This is a genomic window from Paracoccus alkanivorans (assembly GCF_003697785.1).
GTDB classification, from domain to species: domain Bacteria; phylum Pseudomonadota; class Alphaproteobacteria; order Rhodobacterales; family Rhodobacteraceae; genus Paracoccus; species Paracoccus alkanivorans.
Genome location: NZ_QOKZ01000004.1, coordinates 362,772 through 383,211, shown reverse-complemented (window position 1 = coordinate 383,211; position 20,440 = coordinate 362,772). Strand labels below are relative to the sequence as shown.

Here is a 20,440-nt window from a genome sequence, read left to right as displayed (position 1 = left end):
ATGAATGATGGAGCCGGTCAGTGTGCTGTTGCCCTTATAGCCAGTCGCCGGCGCCGCTGCCCGTCAGTTCGGACAGGGTCAGTCTTTCGCGGGCAAGCCGGGCGTCCAGTTCCTCAGCGATCCGGGTGGCAAGCGAAAAGCCTTCATAGATCAGCGCGGAATAAAGCTGGATCGCCGAGGCCCCGGCGCGGAGCTTGTCCCAGGCCTGTTGCGCAGAGCCGATACCACCGACGCCGATCAGGGGAATCCCGCCTCCGGTTTCGCGGTGAAGGCGGGCGAGGATGGTAGTCGAGCGTTGGAACAGGGGCGCGCCGGAAAGGCCGCCGCTTTCGGACCTGTGCGGATCGCTCAGCCCGTCGCGCGAGAGCGTGGTATTGGTGGCGATGATCGCGTCGATGCGGGCGTTACGGGCGACCGCGGCGATATCCGAGAGCGCGGCATCGTCGAGATCGGGGGCGATCTTGATGAAGACGGGCACGCGCCGGGGCAGGGCGTCGCGGGCGGTCATCACGCCGTCGAGCAGGGCGGCCAGCGCCTCGGCACCCTGCAGGTCCCGCAGTTTCTCGGTATTGGGGGAAGAAACGTTGACGGTCAGGAAATCGGCGGAGCTGCCAGCGATGCGGGTGACCTCGGCGAAATCGGCGGCCCGATCGGTGCTGTCCTTGTTGGCACCGATATTGAGACCCACGGGAATGCCTTTGGGGCGGGCCGCGAGGCGGGCGGCGATGGCCTGCGCACCGTCATTGTTGAAGCCGAAGCGGTTGATGATCGCCCGGTCCGGGGGGAGGCGGAACAGGCGCGGTTTCGGATTACCCGGCTGTGGGCGTGGCGTGGCGGCGCCAAGCTCGACAAAGCCGAAGCCCGCGCGCATCAGCGGGGCGACTGCGCGGGCGTTCTTGTCGTAGCCTGCCGCCAGCCCGACCGGGTTGGGCAGGCTCAGCCCGGCCAGTTCGCTGCGCAGTCTGTCCGAGGTGACGGGCGCGCCGGGCAGGGGGACGAGACCCATGGCGAGCGCCCGGATCGACAGATCATGCGCCTGTTCGGGGTCGAGGCAGTGCAGGGCGCGGAGGCCGAGTTTCTCGATCAGGCTCATTCCAGCGGTCCCGTCTCGTGGCCATCTGTGCCGCGCGTGATCTCGCGGGTCCAGCGGATGTCGGTCATGTCGAGCGGGCGGTAGAGATGCGGGAAGAGGTCGCCGCCGCGCGAGGGTTCCCACCGCAGGTCACCGCCGAGGGCTTGGGCCTCGCAGGCCAGCAGGGTGAGGTGGTCCTCACCCGCGAAATGTTTTGCCAGCGTGCCGGGAAGCTGGGCGGCGGTCGAGAAATGCACGAAGCCGTCGGCGATATCGACCGGGGCGCCGGTTGTGCGGCCTTGCGCCCGCAGCGCGGCCCATTCGGATGCACGGAGGATTTTATAGATCAGCATGAGGGCATTTGCCGCGTGCGGAGGGGCGGGGTCAAGATGCCGGGCGCAATGGCGACGCGTTTATGCGAAGCGGTTTGTCGTATCCCTGTTACGACCGGAGGCTAACCCGCATTCTGGGTTTGACCGCCTGTCGGGCTTGGGTCAATCTGCCCGAGGGTTATCAACAGGGTAGAAGGGAAACAGGAATGGGTATTCGCGTTCTCACGGCGGCTTCGGTCATGGCGTTGTTCGCCGGGGCGGCCCAGGCCGAGACGGTGCTGCATATCCTGCACACCAATGATCTGCACAGCCGGATCGAGCCGATCAACAAATATGACAGCACCTGCGATGCCGAGACCCGCGAGGCCGGGGAATGCTTTGGCGGCGTGGCGCGGGTGGCCACCAAGATCAGGGAATTGCGCGACCAGATTACCGCCGAGGGCGGCAATGTGCTGGTTTTGGATGCGGGGGACCAGTATCAGGGCTCGTTGTTCTACACGACCTACAAGGGCAAGGACGTGGCCGAGTTCATGACCGGGATCGGCTATGACGCGATGGCGCTTGGCAACCACGAATTCGATGACGGCCCGGAAGGGGCGGTGGTGCTGGCCGATGGGGTCGAGTTCCCGGTAATCTCGGGCAACCTGGATCTGTCGCAGTCGAATATCCTCAAGGACAAGATCGGCGACACGCTGACGCTGGAAGTCGGCGGCGAAAAGATCGGGATCGTCTCGGCCCTGGCCATGGACACGCCCGAGACCGCTTCCCCCGGTCCGAATGTCATCTTCATGGACGATATCGAGAGCCTTAAGGGCGATGTGCAGGAACTGACCGATGCGGGCGTGAACAAGATCATCGCGCTGACCCATGTGGGCTATCTGCGCGACCAGGATTTTGCCGCCGAGGTGGCGGGGATCGATGCGATCATCGGTGGCCATTCGCATACGCTGCTGGGCGACATGGAGGGGGCAGAGGGGCCTTATCCGACCATGGTCGAAGGGCCGGAGGGCGCAGAGGTGCCAGTGGCGACGGCCTATGCCTATTCGAAATATCTGGGGCACCTGATCCTGACCTTTGATGACGAAGGTAACCTGACCAAGGCTGAGGGCGAACCGATCCTGCTGGACAATTCGGTGCCCGAGGACGAGGCGATCGCCGCCCGTGTCGAGGAGATGGCCGCGCCGATCGAGGAATTGCGGCAGAAGGTGGTGGCCGAGACCTCGGCCCCGATTGGCGGGGACCGCGTGAATTGTCGCGCAAAGGAATGCGAGATGGGCACGCTGGTAGCCGATGCGATGCTGGATCGGGTCAAGGATCAGGGCGTGACCATCGCGATTGCCAATGGCGGAGGATTGCGCGCCTCGATCGACGCGGGGCCGATCACCATGGGCGAGGTCTATACCGTGCTGCCTTTCCAGAACACGCTGGCGACCTTCGAACTGAAAGGCGCCGATGTGGTGGCTGCGCTGGAGAACGGTGCCAGCCAGTATGAGGAAGGCGCGGGCCGTTTCGCGCAGGTGGCCGGGTTGAAATACACGGTCGATCCCGCCGCCGAGGTCGGGAGCAGGATCAGCGAGGTGATGGTTGCGCAGGATGGCGATTGGGTGCCCATCGACCCGGAGGCGGTCTATGGCGTGGTGTCCAACAATTATATGCGCGGAGGCGGGGACGGCTATGACGTCTTCGCGAACAACGCACAGAACGCCTATGATTTCGGTCCCGACCTGGCCGAGGTGCTGGCCGATTACCTGGCCGCGCAGGGGCCGGATTACGCGCCCGTGCTGGATGGGCGGATCACGGTCAGGTAAACCTGCCGCACCGCCGGGCGGAAAAGCCGGTCACAGGGGCTGACCGACCTTCCGGCCATCCTATGCCCGTTCTGCCGTCTGTGCGATCTCGGCGCCGACTTCGGCCACGCGGCGGGCGCGGGCGCCGTCGGCTTCCGGATCGGCGCTACTGCTGCTGACATTTCCGCGGGCCGCGCGGGCTGCCACGCCCTGCACGATGGCGGCATAGCGGAAACAGGCGAAGGCCAGGAAAACCGGCCAGTCCTCGATGCCGGAAAGCCCGGCCTTGTCGCAATAGCGTGCCAGAATCTCGCTTTCCGCCGGCAACCCCGCACCCACGAGATCGTGGGAGCCGGGCAGATCCGGCGGCAGGCGGTATTGCAGGCAAAGATAGGCGAGGTCGGCGATCGGATGCCCTATCGTCGAAAGCTCCCAGTCCAGCACGGAAATGACCCGGGGCTCGGTGGGATGAAGGATCACGTTGCCAAGGCGGAAATCGCCATGCGCGATGGCGCTGGAATCGGCCACGCCCGCATGCTCGATCAGCCAGTCGCGCAGCCAGTCCATCCGGGAATAGTCGAAATCGGCCGGAAGGTCGGATTTCGCGCCTTCATATTGCGCGGACCAGCGCAGGGTCTGGCGCGTCAGATATCCTTCGGGCCGGCCGAAATTTTCCAGCCCCACGGTACGCCAGTCGATCCGGTGCAGATCCGCCAGCCTGTCCACGAGGTCGAACATTACGGCCGGGCGCTGCGCGCGCGGGATCGGTCCCATGGCCGGATCGGGGACGATCCGCCCATCAACGAAGCGCATCACGAAGAACTCTGCCCCGATGACATCGGGATCGTCGCAATAGGCCACCATCTCGGGCACCGGGACAGCGGTCGGTCCCAATGCATTCATCACCCTGTATTCGCGATCCACGGCATGGGCCTTGGGCAGCAGCTTGCCCGGAGGCTTCTTGCGCAGCACGAAACGCGCGCCGGAAAGGCAGGTCAGCATGAAGGTCGGGTTGGACATGCCGCCCTGGAATTGCTGGACCTCGATCCCGCTCGCGGCTTCCGGCAATCTTGGCGCCAGCCAGTCGCGCAGGTCGGAAATGTCGAATTCATGGTTCGGCATCGGCGCGATCAGCACAGGTCCCGAGATGTTTTTTCCTGCCGTCATCGCACCCGGTCCACGTCAATTGCTCCTGAAGTCAATCCTGTCCTCCCGCTCCGATCGGGTTGCCCGCGCCGGGACTGTTCGCGGATCCCCTGTGTTGTCCGGCAAAATGTCTCCGATCTTGGGCTTGGTGAGCATTTCACCATTTTCCTGACGTTTGTCAGTAATGTTTAAATACAGTGGATGGCCAGGTCAATCGGTCGATTGGAAGATTCTCGGAAATTGCAATTCTACTGTTTCGGGACTTGACCTGATTACTGGCCGCACCCTATTACTGACAACTGTCAGTTTTCTGAATTCCTCACTGAAGTGAGTGGGAGGCGATGGGGAAGTGATGGGCGGGAAGATGAATTCAAACAGCTTCTCTCGGTTGGCCGGTTGAGGGCGTGGTGAGGCATGCTGGAGGTCCGGCCGCCGGATATCCGTCATTGACCGGTTGGGAACTATCCGAGGCTCGCAGATGCGGAACCCGGTTGCCGCTTGGATTTGCCCGGTAAGACGAGACGACACACGGAACAGGATCATTCGAGGTAATCAGCATGACACAGGCGAATCCGCATGACGATCTTCACAACCTGGCGATGTCCGAGGCGGCAAGACCCCTGCTTGAAAAGGTCGTCAGACATATCCGGGACAACTGCGATCCCGCGCTGGCCGAATACGAAAGGCTTGGCAAGGATCGCGCAGAGCGGTTTGCCTTTGCGCCGGGTCAGCTGGAGATCATCGAGGATCTCAAGGCCAAGGCGAAGGCGGCCGGATTGTGGAATTTCTTCCTGCCGGATGCCGAGACCGGCGAGGGGCTGTCCAATCTCGATTACGCCTATATCGCCTTTGAGCTGGGGAAGAACCCGCTCGCTCCGCAATCGATGAACTGCGCGGCGCCCGATACCGGCAATATGGAAGTGCTGGAGCGGGTCGGCACCCGCGAACAGAAAGAGCAATGGCTCAAGCCCCTGCTCAATGGTGAAATCCGTTCGGCATTTGCCATGACCGAGCCGGATGTCGCGTCATCGGATGCCAGGAATATCAGCACCCGCGCCGTGCTGGAGAACGGCCAATGGGTCATCAATGGCGAGAAATACTATATCTCGGGGGCAGGGGATCCGCGCTGCAAGATCATGATCGTCATGGTCAAGACCTCGCCCGATGCCGAGCCGTTCCGGCAGCAAAGCCAGATCCTTGTCCCGATCGACACGCCGGGCGTCGAGATTCTGGGGCCGATGAACGTGTTCGGGCATGACGATGCCCCGCATGGCCATATGCATATCCGGTTCACCGATGTCCGGGTGCCCGAGGAAAACATCCTGTGGGGAGAGGGGCGCGGCTTCGAGATCAGCCAGCTCAGGCTGGGGCCGGGCCGGATTCATCATTGCATGCGATCCATCGGTGCGGCGGAGAAGGCGCTTGACCTGATGATCCACCGCGGATTGACGCGCGAGGCATTCGGCAAGAAGATCATCGACCTGGGCAAGAACATGGAGACCATCTCGCGCAGCCGGATCGAGATCGACGCGATGCGGCTGATGGTTCTCAAGGCCGCCAAGGCGATGGATGTGCTGGGCAACAAGGAGGCCCGGATATGGGTGTCCAAGGCCAAGGCCATGGTGCCGGAGAAATGCTGCAAGATCATCGACGACGCGATGCAGATGCACGGGGCCACGGGGATCAGCCAGTGGTCGGAACTGCCCGAGATGTATATGAAGCAGCGCACCCTGCGCTTTGCTGACGGGCCCGACGAGGTGCATCATCATGTCATCGCCCGCGCCGAACGGCAGGCTTTCGAAAACTCGAATGACCGTCAGGCCGCGATCCGAGTCCGGGGCGGAAGGGGATAGTCATGGAGGTCAGGGGCCGCATCGTCGTCGTAACCGGCGCCGCCGGAGGGATCGGACGATCCCTGGCGCTCCGGTTCCACGAGGCCGGGGCAAGGCGGGTGATCTGCGCCGATCGGAACGAAGACGGGGTAATGAAAACCGCGCGAGAGATCGGCGGGATAGGGCGCCGGGTCGACGTGACCGTCGAGGACGATATCAAGGCGCTTGTCGAAGAGGTGGAGGCCCGGCATGGCCCGATCGACCTGTTCTGCTGTAATGCCGGGATCTCGCTGCGCGGCGGTCCCGAGGTGCCGGATGAGCAATGGCAGAACATATGGGAGATCAATGTCATGTCCCATATCTGGACTGCGCGTCATCTGGTGCCCCGCATGATCGAACGCGGTGGCGGGTATTTCCTGAATACCGCCTCGGCTGCCGGGTTGCTCAGCCAGGTCGGCTCTGCTCCTTACGCGGTCACCAAGCATGCGGCTGTCGCATTCGCCGAATGGCTGGCCCTGACCTACGGCGATGACGGGATCAAGGTATCGGTCCTTTGCCCGCAGGCGGTCAATACCGACATGATCAGGGGCAAGGAGGATGGCGTCGCCAGCGTCAACGGCCTGCTGGAGCCCGATGTCGTCGCCGCGGAATGCCTGAAGGCGATCGAGGCCGAGACATTCCTGGTGCTTCCCCATAAGGAGGTGCTGGAATACATGCGCCGCAAGACGGATGACTATGATCGCTGGATCGGCGGAATGCGGCGGCTGAACCGAAAATACAACCCGATGAACCGAAAGGCCTGATCGACCGGGAATTGCTTCGAGAGGGCAATTTCGGCAGGTCGGCGATGACAATGCGGAAAGTTCCGGCAAATGTCGCTTCCACAACCTGAAGCCTCCGTCATTTCCCCCGTCCCCCGCGCGGCCGCCGCCAGCTTGAAACGGGCGGCCCGCACGCGCCTGTTCCTTGAGGGGCCGGTGGGATCGACATTGGCAAGGCTCGCGGCGCCCAATGTCATCGCGATGTCCGTTCAAAGCGCCATGAGCGTCTCGGAGGCCTATTTCGCGGGACGGATGAGCGTGACGGCCCTTGCCGGACTGGCACTGGTGTTTCCGCTGGTCATGCTGACGCAGATGCTGTCCGCCGGGGCGATGGGAGGTGCCATCTCTTCCGCGGTCGCCAGGGCCCTGGGTGCGGGGAATACAGAACGGGCCGGGGGGCTGGTGGTGGCTGCGTGGTTGCTGGCCTTGGCCATTGCCATGCTATCGGCGCTGCTCATGGCGCTGTTCGGGCGGGAAATCTTCGCCCTGCTGGGCGGCGAGGGCGGTGCAGTCCAGGCCGCCATGACCTATGCCGCGGTGTATTTTCCCGGCTGCGTTTCCCTGTGGGTCTGCCATTCTACCCTCAGCGTCATCCGTGGCACCGGCAATATGGCAACCCCTGGCCTCGTGCTCGTGCTGGTCTCGATGGGGGCCATTCCGCTTTCCGGGGCGCTTGGCCTCGGGTGGGGGCCGTTTCCGGCGCTCGGATTGCCGGGGCTGGCGCTTGGCATGGTGCTGGCCTACGGCATCGGAGCGCTCGCGGCACTTTGCTACGTGTTGACAGGGCAGGCGGGCCTGTCGCTGCGTGATCGTCCCGCCCGGCTGGATCCCGGCCTGTTCGCCGATATCCTCAAGGTCGGGCTGTCGGCCTCCTTCAACTCTGTCCTGACAGCCCTCACGATCGTGATGATGGTCGGGATCGTCGGCCGCTTCGGCGAGGCGGCGCTGGCAGGCTACGGCCTTGGCGCGCGGCTGGAATTCCTGATGATCCCGGTCGTCTTCGGCATCGGCTCGGCGATGACCAGCATGGTCGGGGCGAATATCGGCGCCGGACAGAGAGACCGGGCGCTCCGCATCGCCTGGACCGGTTCGCTGAGCGCCGCCACGATCATCGGTGGAATCGGTATCGTTCTGGCATTCATGCCGGATCTTTGGCTGCGCATCTTCCTTGATCCCGAGCAGGCCGATGCGCTCGGGATTGGCCGTGCCTATATGCGAACCGTCGCCCCGTTCTATTTCTTCTTCGGCCTGGGGCTTGCGCTTTACTTTGCCTGCCAGGGAGCCGGGCGCATGAGATGGCCGGTCATCGGCAGCATCTGCCGCCTCGGGTTCGCGATCGGCGGCGCGCTGATTCTTATCAGCCAGACCGATCTTGGCGTTCGCGGGGTGTTCATCGCTATTGCCGCCGCGATGCTGGTTTATGGCACTGTGACCGGCATTGCCGTCAGGCTGACGCGCTGGCGCTGACGAAATCGCATCCTGACAGTTGTCATTCGCGCTGACCTCTGCGATGAACGGTATGATTTCAAAGGACTGCTCCGATGACAGATGCTGCGCGCAAGCTTCTTGATCTGCTCGATATCGAAAGGCTCGAGGTCGATTTGTTCCGTGGCATCGGCTATCGGGGACAAGGGGCCGCACGGATATTCGGAGGTCATGTCATCGCGCAGGCGCTGATGGCGGCATACCGGACCGTGGCCGACCGGGCCTGCCACTCTCTTCATGCCTATTTCATCAGGCCGGGGGATCCCGAGATCCCCGTCATCTATCAGGTCGACCGCGCCCGCGACGGCGGCAGCTTCACCACCCGCCGCGTCGTTGCCATCCAGCACGGCCAGCAGATCCTGAACCTGTCCGCGTCGTTCCAGATCGCGGAAGAGGGCTGGGATTACCAACACCCGATGCCAAAGGTGGAGGATCCGGAAAACCTGGTCGACCAACACGAGCTGCGCGCCGCCTATGCGGACCGGATTCCCAGGAACAAGCTGCCGGATTTCCTGCGCGAGCAGCCGATCGATATTCGCGAGGTCGCGCCTCGCGATCTGGTCGATCCGCCCAAGACCGACGACCGGAATTACCTGTGGTTCCGGATGTCCGGCGCCAAGGGGCAGCCGCCCGAGATGCAGCATTGCCTGCTGGCCTATGCCTCGGACATGAGCCTTCTCGGCTCGTCGCTGCGCCCGCATGGCCTGACATGGCTGCAAGGCACGGTCATGAGCGCCAGCCTCGATCACGCCATGTGGTTTCACGCGCCGATCCAGATCGAGGATTGGCACCTCTATGCGCTGGACGCTCCGTTTACCGGGGGTGCGCGGGGCTTCAACCGAGGGCTGATCTATGACCGGGCCGGGCGTCTGGTCGCCAGCGTCGCCCAGGAAGGGCTGGTGCGTCCGCTGAAACGCAAAAGGTAAGGCACTTGCCGTCGCCGGACACAGGATCTGTCACAAGGAACAATCCGGCAAAGCCGCATTTTCCGCAAATCCGGGCCCGCGCGCATTGCGGCAGGGCAGATCACGAAATATCCATCTTCCGGGGCGCCCGCGATATTCCCTAGCCGAAATTTTCCGGTTATCGCAGGGATATGGACATCGTTCTTCTGACCACCATCGCAGCTTCGCTTTTCGTCGTCATCGGGCTGGCCGAGCCCCTGGCGGCGCGATTAGCCTTGCCCTACAGCGTGATTCTCGCCGTGCTGGGCACGCTGATCGGGGCAGGGGCGATCTTCTTTCTGCGCACCGAGCTGACCGATGCGCTGAACCCGGTGGCCGAGGCGATACTGTCGCTGCCGATCCGTTCGAACGTGTTCCTGTATGTGTTCCTGCCGACGCTGATCTTTCAGGCGACACTGGGGATGAATGTCAGGCGGATGGTCGATGACTGGGTGCCGATCCTCACGCTGGCGGTGGTGGCGGTCTTTGTCGCCACGGTGACCATTGGCTATGCTCTGTCATGGGTCAGCGGGCTGCCGCTGGTGGTATGCCTGCTGGTCGGCTCGATCGTTTCCACGACGGATCCTTCTGCGGTGGTGGGGATCTTCCGCTCTCTCTCGGCCCCGCGCCGGCTGGCAAGGATCATCGAGGGCGAAAGCCTCTTGAACGACGCTGCCGCCATCGCGCTGTTCGGCCTGTTCATGGGCTTCGTGATGCTGGGCCTGCCCGATCCCGGTCTGGGCGAGGCGATCAGCGGTTTTCCCATGCTATTTGCTGGTGGAACCGCCGCGGGCTGGCTGACCGCGCGCATCGCCGTGGCAATGATGGTCCTGTTCGCTCGCTTCGAGCTGGCGCAGATCTCGGTTTCGGTTGCGGTGCCTTACCTGGCCTATATCATTTCGGAGCAGCTTTTCGGAGCCTCCGGCGTGATCGGTGTGGTGGTCGCCGGGCTGACCATGAACATCATCGGACCCGGTCGGCTGTCGCCAGCCTTCTGGGCCAATCTGCGCGAGGTCTGGGACCTGCTGGCGCATTGGGCCGGAGCGCTGATCTTCATCCTTGCCGCGCTGTTGATTCCCCGCCTTCTGGGCGAAACGCGGCCCGGCGATTTCGCACTCGTTCTGGTGGTCATCGGTGCGGCGATGTTTGCCCGCGCCGTCGTGCTGTTCGGCCTGATGCCCCTTTTGTCGGCACTGCGTGTTTCTCCGCATGTGGACGGGCGCTATCGCGTCGCGATCCTGTGGGGCGGCCTGCGCGGGGCGGTCACGCTGGCGCTGGCGCTGGCGGTGACGGAAAGCCTGCGCGTGCCGGTCGAAACCAAGCGGCTGGTGGGTATTCTGGCGACCGGTTTCACCCTGTTCACGCTGCTGGTGCAGGGCACGAGCCTGCGTTGGGTAATCGGCAGGCTGGGGCTGGACAAGCTGTCTCCGCTGGACGTGGCCCTGTCCAACCAGGTAATTGCCGTTTCCCTGCAGACAGTGCGTGAAGAGGTCGCCGAGACCACCGAGAATTACGAACTGACGCGGGAGACCGTCCGGTCCGAGGCCAAGCGCTTTGCCGAACGGCTGGACGAGGCGGTGGAGCGCGCCGAGGCCGAGGACAATACCGAGATACTCGACCGTGACCGCATCACCCTCGGGCTGATTGCGCTGGCGGGCTATGAGCGCGGGGTGATCCTCGAACGTTTTCGCGAACGCGCCATCAGTGCCCGGCTGTCCGAACAGATGCTGTTCGATGCTGACAGGCTGATCGAAGCGGCGCGAACCGGTGGACGAACCGGCTATCAGCGGGCGGCAAGGCGCAGCCTGCGTTACGGCACCGATTTCCGGCTGGCGGCGTTCCTGCGCAACCGGTTGCGGATATCCCGGCCATTGGCGCGGATGACGGCGGATCGTTTCGAGATGCTGTTGGCCAAGCGGCTGATCCTGCGCGATCTGCATGGCTTTATCGATCATCGCATTCGCCGCATTCATGGCCGACGGGTAGCGGAATTGCTGCATGAGCTGCTGAACCGCCGGGTCGAGGCCGTGGGCACGGCGATCGAGGGGCTGAGGCTGCAATATCCCGGCTATGCCGAAAAGCTGGAGCGCCGGTTCATCCGCCGCACGGCGCTGCGGCTGGAAGAGGGCGAATACAATGCCATGCGCGAGGACGGGTTGATCGGGGCCGAGCTGCACACCGCCCTGATGCAGGATATCAGCCGCCGCCGCACGGAAACCGAGGGTCGCCCGCATCTGGATCTTGCGTTGCGCAAGGAGGAACTGGTGCGGCAATTTCCGCTTTTCGCAGATCTGGACGAGGCAGAGCTGCGCCGGCTCGGTCGCGCCTTGCGCACCCGCTATGTCAACGCGGGCAAGATCATTTCGCGCAAGGACAGCCCGTCCCGCAGCGTGTTCTTTGTGGCTTCCGGTGCTGTCGAACAGGAGGTTGCCGGTCAGACCACGCGCCTTGGGCGCGGTGACATGTTCGGCCAGATCGGAGTCCTGACCGGCAGACCGCGGCGCGCCGAGGTCAGGGCGATCACGCCGACCAGCCTGCTGGAACTCAACGAGACCAGTTTCCGCAGGGTGCTGAAACGTTCCCGCGCCTTGCGCGAGGCGGTGCGTGACAGCGTGGGCGACAAGGCCCTGAAGGAGGAGGCGGCGAATATGCCGGAGTTGCAGCTTGATTAGGTGCTTGGCGCGGATGCCCGGCAGGGCTAAGACTTCGATCCCGGAATGAGAGAGGATCATATGGACTCAGCCCAACGCATCGCCCGCATCATCGCCACCGAGATCAATGCCAGCCCTGCGCAGGTGACGGCGGCGGCCGAATTGCTGGACGGCGGGGCGACGGTTCCCTTTGTTGCGCGTTACCGCAAGGAGGTGACGGGTGGACTGGACGACACGCAGTTGCGGAACCTTTCCGACCGGCTGGCCTATCTGCGCGAGATGGAGGCGCGGCGCGAGACGATCCTTGCTTCGATCCGCGAGCAGGGCAAGCTGACCGACGAATTGGCCGGCGCCATCGCCGGAGCCGGGACCAAGGCCGCGCTCGAGGACATTTACCTGCCCTTCAAGCCCAAGCGCCGCACCAAGGCGATGATAGCCCGCGAGAACGGACTGGAACCCCTGCTGCGCGCAATCCAGAACGAGCGCGCGGCCGATCCGCAGGCGCTGGCGCAGGGCTATGTGACCGGGGCGGTGCCGGACGTGAAAGCGGCGCTGGATGGCGCCCGCGACATTCTGGTCGAGGAACTGTCCGAGAATGCCGCGCTGCTGGGGGCCTTGCGCGACTTCATGCGGGCGGAAGCCCATATCGCCGCCAAGGTCGTCGCGGGCAAGGAGGAGGCGGGGGCGAAGTTCTCGGATTACTTCGACCATCGCGAGAAATGGGCCGATATTCCCGCGCACCGGGCCCTGGCGATCCTGCGGGCCGCCAAGGAAGAGGTCGTGACCATCGACATCTCGCCCGATCCCGACACCGGTGCGGCGCGGGCCGAGGGGATCGTCGTGCAAGCCATGGGCAGGCTGGGCGATCAGCCGGGGGATCAATGGCTGCGGCAGGTGGCGGGCTGGACATGGCGGGTGCGGCTGTCCAACACCATGTATATCGACCTGCTGACCGAGCTGCGGCACCGCGCCCATGACGAAGCGATCCGGGTTTTCGGCCGCAACCTGCGGGATTTGCTGCTGGCCGCGCCCGCCGGGGCCAGGGCGACCATCGGACTCGATCCCGGCATCCGCACCGGCGTCAAGCTGGCCGTGGTGGATGCGACCGGAAAGCTGTTGGATACCGCGACGCTGTATCCCTTTCCGCCCAGGAAAGATGTCGCGGGGGCCGAGGCCACGCTGCTAGCGCTGATCGCGCGCCACGATGTCGATCTGATCGCCATCGGCAACGGCACCGCCAGCCGCGAGACCGAACGGCTGGTTGCCGATATGCTGAAACGCCTGCCCAAGAGTGTGAAGGCGCCGACCAAGGTGGTTGTGTCCGAAGCGGGGGCCTCGGTCTATTCCGCCTCGGAGCTGGCGGCGAAGGAATTCCCCGACCTGGACGTGTCGCTGCGCGGCGCGGTCTCGATTGCCCGGCGCTTGCAGGATCCGCTGGCGGAACTGGTTAAGGTGCCGCCCGAATCCATCGGCGTGGGGCAGTATCAGCATGACGTGGACCAGCGGCAGTTGACCAAGGCACTGGAAGCGGTCGTCGAGGATGCGGTGAACGCGGTCGGCGTCGATCTGAATACGGCGTCGAGCGCCTTGCTCGCCCATGTGGCCGGGCTGGGGCCGCGGCTTGCCGAGTCCATCGTGGCGCATCGCGACGGCAATGGCGCGTTCCGCTCGCGCGCGGCGCTGAAGGATGTGGCGGGCCTTGGCCCCCGCGCATATGAACAATGCGCCGGTTTCCTGCGCATCCGGGAAGGCGACGAGCCGCTGGATGCCTCGGCTGTTCATCCCGAGGCTTACGGTGTGGCCCGCCGGATCGTGAACGCCTGCGGGCGCGATATCCGTGCGATCATGGGCGATGGTTCGGCACTGAAGGGCCTCAGGGCCGAGGATTTCGTGGATGCGCATTTCGGCCTGCCTACCATCCGCGATATCCTGACCGAGCTGGAAAAGCCGGGCCGGGATCCGCGCCCCAGCTTTGTCACCGCGTCATTCGCTGACGGGGTCGAGGATATCAAGGATCTGCGTCCGGGCATGTCGCTGGAGGGCACCGTGACCAATGTCGCGGCCTTCGGGGCCTTTGTCGATATCGGGGTGCATCAGGATGGGTTGGTGCATATCAGCCAGCTTGCCAACCGCTTCGTCAAGGACCCGGGAGAGGTCGTCAAGGTCGGTGATGTGGTGAAGGTGCGCGTGACCGAGGTGGATATTCCGCGCAAGCGCATCGGGCTGACCATGCGCAAGGATGGCGGCGGGCAGACGGAACGTGGAGGTCCGGCGAAGAAGGGCGCCCCCATGCAGAACGGCAAGCCGGGGCGGGGCGGGCCAAAGGGTGGAAAAGCGGCCCCGCGAGCCGAAAATGGCGGGCAGGGCTCTTTCGGTGCCGCGCTCATGGACGCCATGCGCAAACGTTGAATATGGAGGAACGGATGACCGACGGACCCGGTAATGCCGAGGCGCAAACCCATTGGCTGGAGGATCCGGCTCATCGTGCCTGGCTGGTCCGGGACGCGCATCTCGCGCTGGATTTCTTCGATTCCAGCCCACGTGACGGTGGCGGCTTTCATACGCTGGATCTGGCAGGCAAACCGCTGGCCGGGGATGTGCAGGAGTTGCATACCACGACGCGGCTGGTGCATTCCTATGCCCTGGCGCGGATGGCCGGGCGCGAGGACCGCGCCGGGATCATCGACCGGGGCATGGACTTCCTGTGGAACGGGCATCGCGATCTGCAGCATGGCGGCTATCTCTGGTCGGTGGATGGGGATGGAGCGGCGGATGGCATTAAGCTGGCTTACGGCCATGTCTTCGTGCTGCTGGCCGCGTCCAGCGCGAAAATGGCAGGCCATCCGGATGCCGACCGGCTGCTGGCCGATATCGCCGAAGTGCTGGACCGGCACTACTGGGACGAGGAGCAGGGACTGTTCCGCGACGAGTTCACCCGCGAATGGCAACCCTTTTCGACCTATCGCGGCATGAACGCCAATATGCACGGGGTCGAAGCGCTGCTGACCGCCCATGAGGCGACGGGCGAGGGGGAATATCTGGCCCGCGCCGGGCGTATCCTTGATTTCTTCATTGCCGGGCAGGCGGCCGCAGAGGATTGGCGCATTCCCGAGCATTATGACCAGAATTGGCGGCCTGATCGCGGCTATGCGGGCAATCCGATGTTCCGGCCCGCCGGGACCACTCCGGGCCATTCATTCGAGATGGCGCGGTTACTGCTGCAATACTGGGACCTCGCGGGGCGGCCTGACGGGCAGGCGCCTGCGCGGGCTCGGGCGCTGGTCGAACGTGCCCTCGCGGATGCGTGGGACGAGGAAAGGCAGGGCTTCGCCTATACGCTGAAATTCGGCGGAGAGGTCGATAACCCGGCGCGTTACTGGTGGCCGGTGACCGAAGCTATCGGGGCGTTGGCCGTGCTGATCAAGCTGGAACGGCGGGATGACGACGAGGGCTGGTATCGGCGGCTCTGGACATTCGCCGATGCATATCTGGTCGATCACCGGCACGGCGGCTGGTTCCCCGAACTGGACGATGCCAATCGCCCGACGGCGACGCAATTCGCGGGCAAGCCGGACATCTACCACGCGCTGCAGGCGGATCTGCTGCCATTGGCACCCGGTCTGTCGCGAGCGGCAGAGGCATTGCAGGCGGAACGGCCTTTGGAACGCGCCGGATCCTGACGGAAACAACCGGGCGTCACGTTCATTCTTGACCGCTATGAGCCTTGGCCCATGGCGCTGAATTGACGCGGCAAGCCCGCGTCATCGCCTACGCCCGTTCGGAGAGCAGAGACCGCGCTGCTGTCAGCCTGCGACCCCGGCAGATCACCCGGGTGATTTCCAGCCAGGCCCGGTATGGCAGCACGGTCAGATAGCGCCATCGCGGCAGCTTGCAGGCACGGATGGTGGATTGTATCTGCGTCATGTGATCGGATCGTTGCGTCGCTGGCAGCGGATCGACAAAGCAGGCGCGCAGCCCATGCAGATATTCCAGGTCGAACGCGATATCAAAGGCAAGCCGCATCGGCATCATGTCCGATATGAACCATCGGCCTGCGGTTCTGTCGATCACATATGCCCCGGCCCCCTTTTCACGGGTCAACGCAATCGCCAGAAAATGCCCGTTGCCCAGGTTGCGCACACGAAACTTGCGCCCCTTGTTGACGGTGGTCAGACGCAGCAGATTCCATTGATCCCTGTGCTGTGCCGCGCGATCCAGGCATTCCAGGAAATCACCGTCAAAAGATACGTCGTCCTCTAGGATCAGCGCCAGATCCGCATTGCTGCGAAGAAACTCCTTCGCGCATTCGATATGGCTGAGATAACAGCCGATCTCGGCGGGAGATGTCCGGCGGCCATGCAGCAGCCGGTAGGATCGTTCGCAGAATTCGGGGATCGGGAATTTCAGATTTCGTCCGTCGATCCCCCGGATACGCTGAAAAGCCAGCCCCGCTTGATCCAGCTTGCGCTGCATCGCGATCCGCCGTTCGTCAGCGCCGTCCATGTTGATCAGGTAGACCGCGAGCCTCTGACGGCTCTCCGGCAGCACCACCAGCTCCGGCCCGGTCATTGTCGGCCTGCCTCCGGGGCCGCCTTTTGCAATGCGATTTCGTGATCAGCCATCGCAACACCTCGAATAAACACAGACCCGGCCCTTGCCGGGCCGCGCTTCAGACAACGTAAACAAGCCAGATCACAGCGGGTTCCGTCCGCCGCATAACTCAACCTAAAATTGAATATTCCTTGCAGTCAATCCCTGTTTTCATGACCTCCCACAACCGGGTGGGAATGGCGGCGGACTCAAGGGGATCAGGTTTCACGATTGCCGGGAACGGCTCGATCCATCAAGGCGGCATGGCTGTGCTGCGGGGCGGCAAAGAAATCCCCGGCGCCCCCAAATCGGCAATCGTTCCAGGAAAATGGTGCGGTCGAGAAGACTCGAACTTCCACTCCGGTTAGGGAACAGCGACCTCAACGCTGCGCGTCTACCAATTCCGCCACGACCGCATCCGGGCAGTGCCGCGGGTCATAGCCGAGAGCGCCGGAAATGGGAAGAGGGATTTTTGCATAACCTGCCGTTCGTGGCGTGGATGCGATTTGCCCCGCGACCGGAGCTGCCATGCATGCGCCGGGTTGACGTCGCCGCTGCTTCGGTTCAGATCGCAACATGGTGGAATGGATCATCAGCAGCGGCCTGACCGGCTATGAAGAAGCCGTGGAGTTCATGGAGACGCGAGTCGCCGCGATCCATGCCGGAACAGCGGACGAAGCGATATGGCTGGTCGAACACCCGCCTCTCTATACCGCCGGAACCAGTGCCAGGGCTGCCGATCTGCTGCAGGCCCGCTTTCCGGTGTTCGAGACCGGGCGCGGCGGGCAATATACCTATCACGGTCCGGGGCAGCGGGTTGTCTATGTGATGCTGGATCTCAATCGCCGCGGCCGTGATATCAGGCGCTTCGTGGCCGGGCTGGAGGCATGGGTGATCGCGGCGCTGGCCGAGTTCGGTGTAACTGGTGAAATCAGGAAGGGGCGTGTCGGGGTCTGGGTTCCGCGCCCCGAAAAACCGCCCTTGCCCGATGGCACTCCGCGAGAGGACAAGATTGCCGCCATTGGAATCAAGCTGCGCCGCTGGATCAGCTTTCACGGCATCTCGATCAATCTCGAACCCGACCTGTCGCATTACGACGGCATCGTCCCTTGCGGCATCAGCGGGCACGGTGTCACCAGCCTTGTGGACCTGGGCCTGCCGGTGACCATGACGGATCTCGATTCCGCGCTGAAGGCCACGTTTCCCGCGCGTTTCGGCCTGGACGAGGTCAGAAACATTCCTTCTGGGGGCGAATGAAAGGGTAGATTTGCTTGGGCACTTCGTCCCAGGGCAGGAAAGCGGGCATGCGCGCCGCTTCCAGCATGCCCGGCAGACCGCCCTCCACCTTCATGACGAGGCAGCGGGTGATCCGGTTTCCGAATTCCTGTTCGCTGCGGGCCAGTACCGAAATGCCTGTCGCAGCAGACATCAGCCCCAATTCGATGGTGCGAAGGTGCATCAGTGAAATGGCCCGGGACGGTTCGCTATGGAAAAACAGTATCGTATAGCCTTCGCGCTGCCGCAGCACCATTCCGCGAAACTCGCGTTTCCGTCCGAACCCGCGAAGATGGCGCGGGCTCAGATCGCGCGAGGTATAACCCCGCACCACCCGCGCCGCAGCAAGCGTGTGCACGCGCATCAGCAATTGCGTCGCACAGTCGCGGCGTGAATTCGCGCCACGCCATATCTGGTAAATTCCGTCGGGAAACTCGTTGCTGCCGTGAAAATAGTCCTGATCCGGCGCGCAGAAACCAACCGCCTCCTGCATGGCGGCGATTTCCGGCGGCATCGTCGCGGTCTTATAGAGCCCTGCCGAGATCAGTTCGAGCTGCGCGGGCGTCAGAAGATCTGTCAGGATCCGTGCGTCCACGCCGAAATAGTCGCATATCTTCCGAAGGACATTTGGCTTAGGGAAGGATTCCGAGCGCAGGTAGCGCTGAAACTGGATGCGATTGATATCCAGATCCTGCGCGATCGAGGTCTGAGACCCCCGGAGGGCCGTCAAATTCCGCAAGTTCTGGCCAAATACTTCAAGAACAGACATTATACCACTGCTGGCACGACTGGTTATCGCGCCAGCATGGCATATCTGCCGTGTCTCGGCTAGTGTTAACCAATTAAACAAGCCGGAACGGTCTGCCCATCCGTCCCGGCCTAGTTGCATCGGCCATGAGCGAACCAGAGAGGATGCCTCGTATTCCTCATGAGCGATACGTGACAGAACCATGCGTGTTCTTTGGGGGAGCATTGGAAGTATTCTGATCGCTGGCCTGCTCTGTTATGGTTATCTCCTGCTGGTCGTGATTCATCCTCCTTTCTCGTTCATGCCCGTATACAGAAGTTCTGGATTCGGGCTGCAAGTTCCATCAACTCGCCTGTCCGCCCTGCCGGGATACGGTCTGCGACCGCGAAGGCCACCGCTTCGATCTGCCGGCCCGCATCGTCAAGAACACGTTGTTCAAGCTCAAGCGGCGCATGCAGGACATAGGCGTTCCATGATCGTCGGCCGCGGCCATTGGAATTCCGTTGCGACTTGGCGCTATCGATACTATTCAATTTGTACACCATAGGTTTTTTTGCTTGTCGCCATCTCGGCGGTCATTGAGTAATATTAACCAATTAACCAACCTTTTTGCAGACTCGCATTTGTGGCGGTCTGTTACGGAATTGTCGCAGACAAGATATTTTATATACCGTTATGCGGCGTGTCCGGCTCGGAGGGGGCGCGAAACCGGCAAATGCCGCTTAGCCCGCCTCCAGCCCATCCTGCCATGGCGGAGATTCGGCAAAGGCATTGGCCAGATGATCGATGAACAGCCTTACCTTGCGGGGCATCGGTTTGACCGGCGGCCAGACCACGCTGACCGGCAGCGGCTCTTGCGGCAATTCGGGCAGCACCCGGATCAGCCGCCTTTCGCGCAGCGCGTCATGCACGATGAACAGCGGCAAAAGCGCCAGCCCCAACCCGCCAATGGCCAGATCCCGCATGGCCTCGCCGTTATTCGCAGCGATCCGGCCCAAGCGCGGCAGGGGAATACCGGGGCCAAAGGGCCATATTTCGCCAAGGCGCGCATTCAGATAGCCGATCACCTCGTGCCGGGGCAGGTCTGCTGGATCGCTCAGCGGGCCGTGCATCGCCAGGTAATCGGGACTGGCAACCAGGGCGCGCGGGTCTTCGCAGAGGCGGCGGGCCATCAATGTGCTGTCCTTCAGATGTCCGATCCGCAGGCCGACATCGAAACCCGAGCGCCCCAGATCGGTCAGCTGGTCGTCATATTCCAGCACGATCTCCAGACCCGGATGGGCGCGTGCGAAACCGGCGATCACCGGCCCCAGGTGGCGGATGCCGAAACTCATCGGCGCGGCTATGGCCAGCCGCCCGCGCAGTTCGACCTCTGGCCCGGCGACGCTCTCGGTCGCGGCGATCAGCTCGGCCAGCGCGGGGCGCAACCGTTCGGCCAGCGCAAAGGCGCTGTCGGTCGGTGTGATCCGCCCGGCATGACGCGTGAACAGGGGCACGCCCAGGGACGCCTCGAAATCGCTGATCCGCTTGCTGACGACGGATTTGGACAGATCGGCACGCGCCGCCGCGCCCGAGATGCTGCCCGCATCCAGAACCGCCAGAAATGTCTCGATATCACTGATCGACCAGCCCATAATCAGGACAATAGCCCAGTTGTCGCCGTTCGCAATATCCGAACGCCGCTTTGCATAGGCGCCGGGTGCCGCGAACGGCGGCGCTGCGCCATATTGCGTTCGGACAAGGGAAAGGAGCCGCAT

16 protein-coding genes and 1 tRNA gene are annotated in these 20,440 nt (G+C 63.4%); 9 read left to right on the top strand and 8 right to left on the bottom strand.

What is annotated here, in order from left to right; all coding sequences use genetic code 11:
• Window positions 1-34: 34 nt before the first annotated feature.
• Window positions 35-1,093, bottom strand: a complete 1,059-nt coding sequence (locus tag C9E81_RS13020) for a quinone-dependent dihydroorotate dehydrogenase (protein ID WP_122112777.1) — start codon at window positions 1,091-1,093, stop codon at window positions 35-37.
• Window positions 1,090-1,425 (bottom strand): DUF952 domain-containing protein, encoded by a 336-nt coding sequence (locus C9E81_RS13015; RefSeq protein ID WP_122112776.1) that lies wholly within the window; start codon window positions 1,423-1,425, stop codon window positions 1,090-1,092. The genes C9E81_RS13020 and C9E81_RS13015 overlap by 4 nt, the downstream gene beginning before the upstream one ends.
• 185 nt (window positions 1,426-1,610) lie before the next feature.
• Here C9E81_RS13015 and C9E81_RS13010 point away from each other — a divergent pair, with 185 nt between their 5' ends.
• Window positions 1,611-3,212 carry a bifunctional metallophosphatase/5'-nucleotidase gene (locus tag C9E81_RS13010; protein ID WP_122112775.1) on the top strand — a complete coding sequence of 534 codons (1,602 nt, stop codon included), beginning with the start codon at window positions 1,611-1,613 and terminating at the stop codon, window positions 3,210-3,212.
• A gap of 60 nt (window positions 3,213-3,272) precedes the next feature.
• On the opposite strand, the gene C9E81_RS13005 is transcribed toward C9E81_RS13010, so the two are convergent.
• Window positions 3,273-4,358: a phosphotransferase family protein gene (locus C9E81_RS13005; RefSeq protein WP_122112774.1), complete on the bottom strand. Its 1,086-nt coding sequence runs from the start codon at window positions 4,356-4,358 to the stop codon at window positions 3,273-3,275.
• 536 nt (window positions 4,359-4,894) lie between these two features.
• Here C9E81_RS13005 and C9E81_RS13000 point away from each other — a divergent pair.
• The 7 genes from C9E81_RS13000 (at window position 4,895) to C9E81_RS12970 (ending at window position 15,750) form a co-directional block, all read left to right on the top strand.
• Window positions 4,895-6,190: an acyl-CoA dehydrogenase family protein gene (locus C9E81_RS13000; RefSeq protein ID WP_122112773.1), complete on the top strand. Its 1,296-nt coding sequence runs from the start codon at window positions 4,895-4,897 to the stop codon at window positions 6,188-6,190.
• 2 nt (window positions 6,191-6,192) lie between these two features.
• Window positions 6,193-6,972: an SDR family oxidoreductase gene (locus tag C9E81_RS12995; protein WP_122112772.1), complete on the top strand. Its 780-nt coding sequence runs from the start codon at window positions 6,193-6,195 to the stop codon at window positions 6,970-6,972.
• A gap of 69 nt (window positions 6,973-7,041) precedes the next feature.
• Entirely contained in the window at window positions 7,042-8,457 is a 1,416-nt protein-coding gene (locus C9E81_RS12990; RefSeq protein ID WP_122112771.1) for an MATE family efflux transporter, read from the top strand.
• A 74-nt stretch (window positions 8,458-8,531) separates the two neighbouring features.
• Complete coding sequence (locus C9E81_RS12985) at window positions 8,532-9,401, top strand: acyl-CoA thioesterase (RefSeq protein WP_122112770.1); 870 nt, start codon at window positions 8,532-8,534, stop codon at window positions 9,399-9,401.
• 170 nt (window positions 9,402-9,571) lie between these two features.
• Window positions 9,572-12,091: a cation:proton antiporter gene (locus C9E81_RS12980; protein WP_122112769.1), complete on the top strand. Its 2,520-nt coding sequence runs from the start codon at window positions 9,572-9,574 to the stop codon at window positions 12,089-12,091.
• Between the two features lie 60 nt (window positions 12,092-12,151).
• A complete protein-coding gene (locus C9E81_RS12975; protein WP_122112768.1) occupies window positions 12,152-14,479 on the top strand; it encodes a Tex family protein in 2,328 nt (775 codons plus the stop codon).
• Window positions 14,480-14,493: 14 nt separating this feature from the next.
• Window positions 14,494-15,750, top strand: a complete 1,257-nt coding sequence (locus tag C9E81_RS12970; RefSeq protein ID WP_122112863.1) for an AGE family epimerase/isomerase — start codon at window positions 14,494-14,496, stop codon at window positions 15,748-15,750.
• 88 nt (window positions 15,751-15,838) lie between these two features.
• Here the strand turns inward: C9E81_RS12970 and C9E81_RS12965 are convergent, their stop codons facing one another.
• A complete protein-coding gene (locus tag C9E81_RS12965) occupies window positions 15,839-16,639 on the bottom strand; it encodes a glycosyltransferase family 25 protein (RefSeq protein WP_208021167.1) in 801 nt (266 codons plus the stop codon).
• A gap of 350 nt (window positions 16,640-16,989) precedes the next feature.
• Window positions 16,990-17,076 (bottom strand) — tRNA-Leu (locus tag C9E81_RS12960).
• Window positions 17,077-17,236: 160 nt separating this feature from the next.
• Here C9E81_RS12960 and lipB point away from each other — a divergent pair.
• The gene (gene lipB, locus C9E81_RS12955) at window positions 17,237-17,917 is read left to right on the top strand and encodes a lipoyl(octanoyl) transferase LipB (protein ID WP_122112767.1); all 681 of its coding nucleotides are present in this window, start codon (window positions 17,237-17,239) and stop codon (window positions 17,915-17,917) included.
• Here the strand turns inward: lipB and C9E81_RS12950 are convergent.
• From C9E81_RS12950 to C9E81_RS12940, 3 genes are all read right to left on the bottom strand, one after another.
• The gene (locus C9E81_RS12950) at window positions 17,889-18,704 is read right to left on the bottom strand and encodes a helix-turn-helix domain-containing protein (protein WP_122112766.1); all 816 of its coding nucleotides are present in this window, start codon (window positions 18,702-18,704) and stop codon (window positions 17,889-17,891) included. The two genes, lipB and C9E81_RS12950, sit on opposite strands and share 29 nt — an antisense overlap.
• 278 nt (window positions 18,705-18,982) lie before the next feature.
• Window positions 18,983-19,228 carry a hypothetical protein gene (locus C9E81_RS12945; RefSeq protein WP_122112765.1) on the bottom strand — a complete coding sequence of 82 codons (246 nt, stop codon included), beginning with the start codon at window positions 19,226-19,228 and terminating at the stop codon, window positions 18,983-18,985.
• A 177-nt stretch (window positions 19,229-19,405) separates the two neighbouring features.
• A complete protein-coding gene (locus C9E81_RS12940; RefSeq protein WP_243698637.1) occupies window positions 19,406-20,440 on the bottom strand; it encodes a LysR family transcriptional regulator in 1,035 nt (344 codons plus the stop codon).

Coding starts and splice junctions, on each gene's coding strand:
- C9E81_RS12985 (WP_122112770.1), top strand. CDS start 8,532: ATGACAGATGCTGCGCGCAAGCTTCTTGATCTGCTCGATATCGAAAGG.
- C9E81_RS13010 (WP_122112775.1), top strand. CDS start 1,611: ATGGGTATTCGCGTTCTCACGGCGGCTTCGGTCATGGCGTTGTTCGCC.
- C9E81_RS12975 (WP_122112768.1), top strand. CDS start 12,152: ATGGACTCAGCCCAACGCATCGCCCGCATCATCGCCACCGAGATCAAT.
- C9E81_RS12965 (WP_208021167.1), bottom strand. CDS start 16,639: ATGACCGGGCCGGAGCTGGTGGTGCTGCCGGAGAGCCGTCAGAGGCTC.
- C9E81_RS13000 (WP_122112773.1), top strand. CDS start 4,895: ATGACACAGGCGAATCCGCATGACGATCTTCACAACCTGGCGATGTCC.
- C9E81_RS12940 (WP_243698637.1), bottom strand. CDS start 20,440: ATGCGGCTCCTTTCCCTTGTCCGAACGCAATATGGCGCAGCGCCGCCG.
- C9E81_RS13020 (WP_122112777.1), bottom strand. CDS start 1,093: ATGAGCCTGATCGAGAAACTCGGCCTCCGCGCCCTGCACTGCCTCGAC.
- C9E81_RS13015 (WP_122112776.1), bottom strand. CDS start 1,425: ATGCTGATCTATAAAATCCTCCGTGCATCCGAATGGGCCGCGCTGCGG.
- lipB (WP_122112767.1), top strand. CDS start 17,237: ATGGTGGAATGGATCATCAGCAGCGGCCTGACCGGCTATGAAGAAGCC.
- C9E81_RS12945 (WP_122112765.1), bottom strand. CDS start 19,228: ATGGTGTACAAATTGAATAGTATCGATAGCGCCAAGTCGCAACGGAAT.
- C9E81_RS12995 (WP_122112772.1), top strand. CDS start 6,193: ATGGAGGTCAGGGGCCGCATCGTCGTCGTAACCGGCGCCGCCGGAGGG.
- C9E81_RS13005 (WP_122112774.1), bottom strand. CDS start 4,358: ATGACGGCAGGAAAAAACATCTCGGGACCTGTGCTGATCGCGCCGATG.
- C9E81_RS12990 (WP_122112771.1), top strand. CDS start 7,042: ATGTCGCTTCCACAACCTGAAGCCTCCGTCATTTCCCCCGTCCCCCGC.
- C9E81_RS12970 (WP_122112863.1), top strand. CDS start 14,494: ATGACCGACGGACCCGGTAATGCCGAGGCGCAAACCCATTGGCTGGAG.
- C9E81_RS12950 (WP_122112766.1), bottom strand. CDS start 18,704: ATGTCTGTTCTTGAAGTATTTGGCCAGAACTTGCGGAATTTGACGGCC.
- C9E81_RS12980 (WP_122112769.1), top strand. CDS start 9,572: ATGGACATCGTTCTTCTGACCACCATCGCAGCTTCGCTTTTCGTCGTC.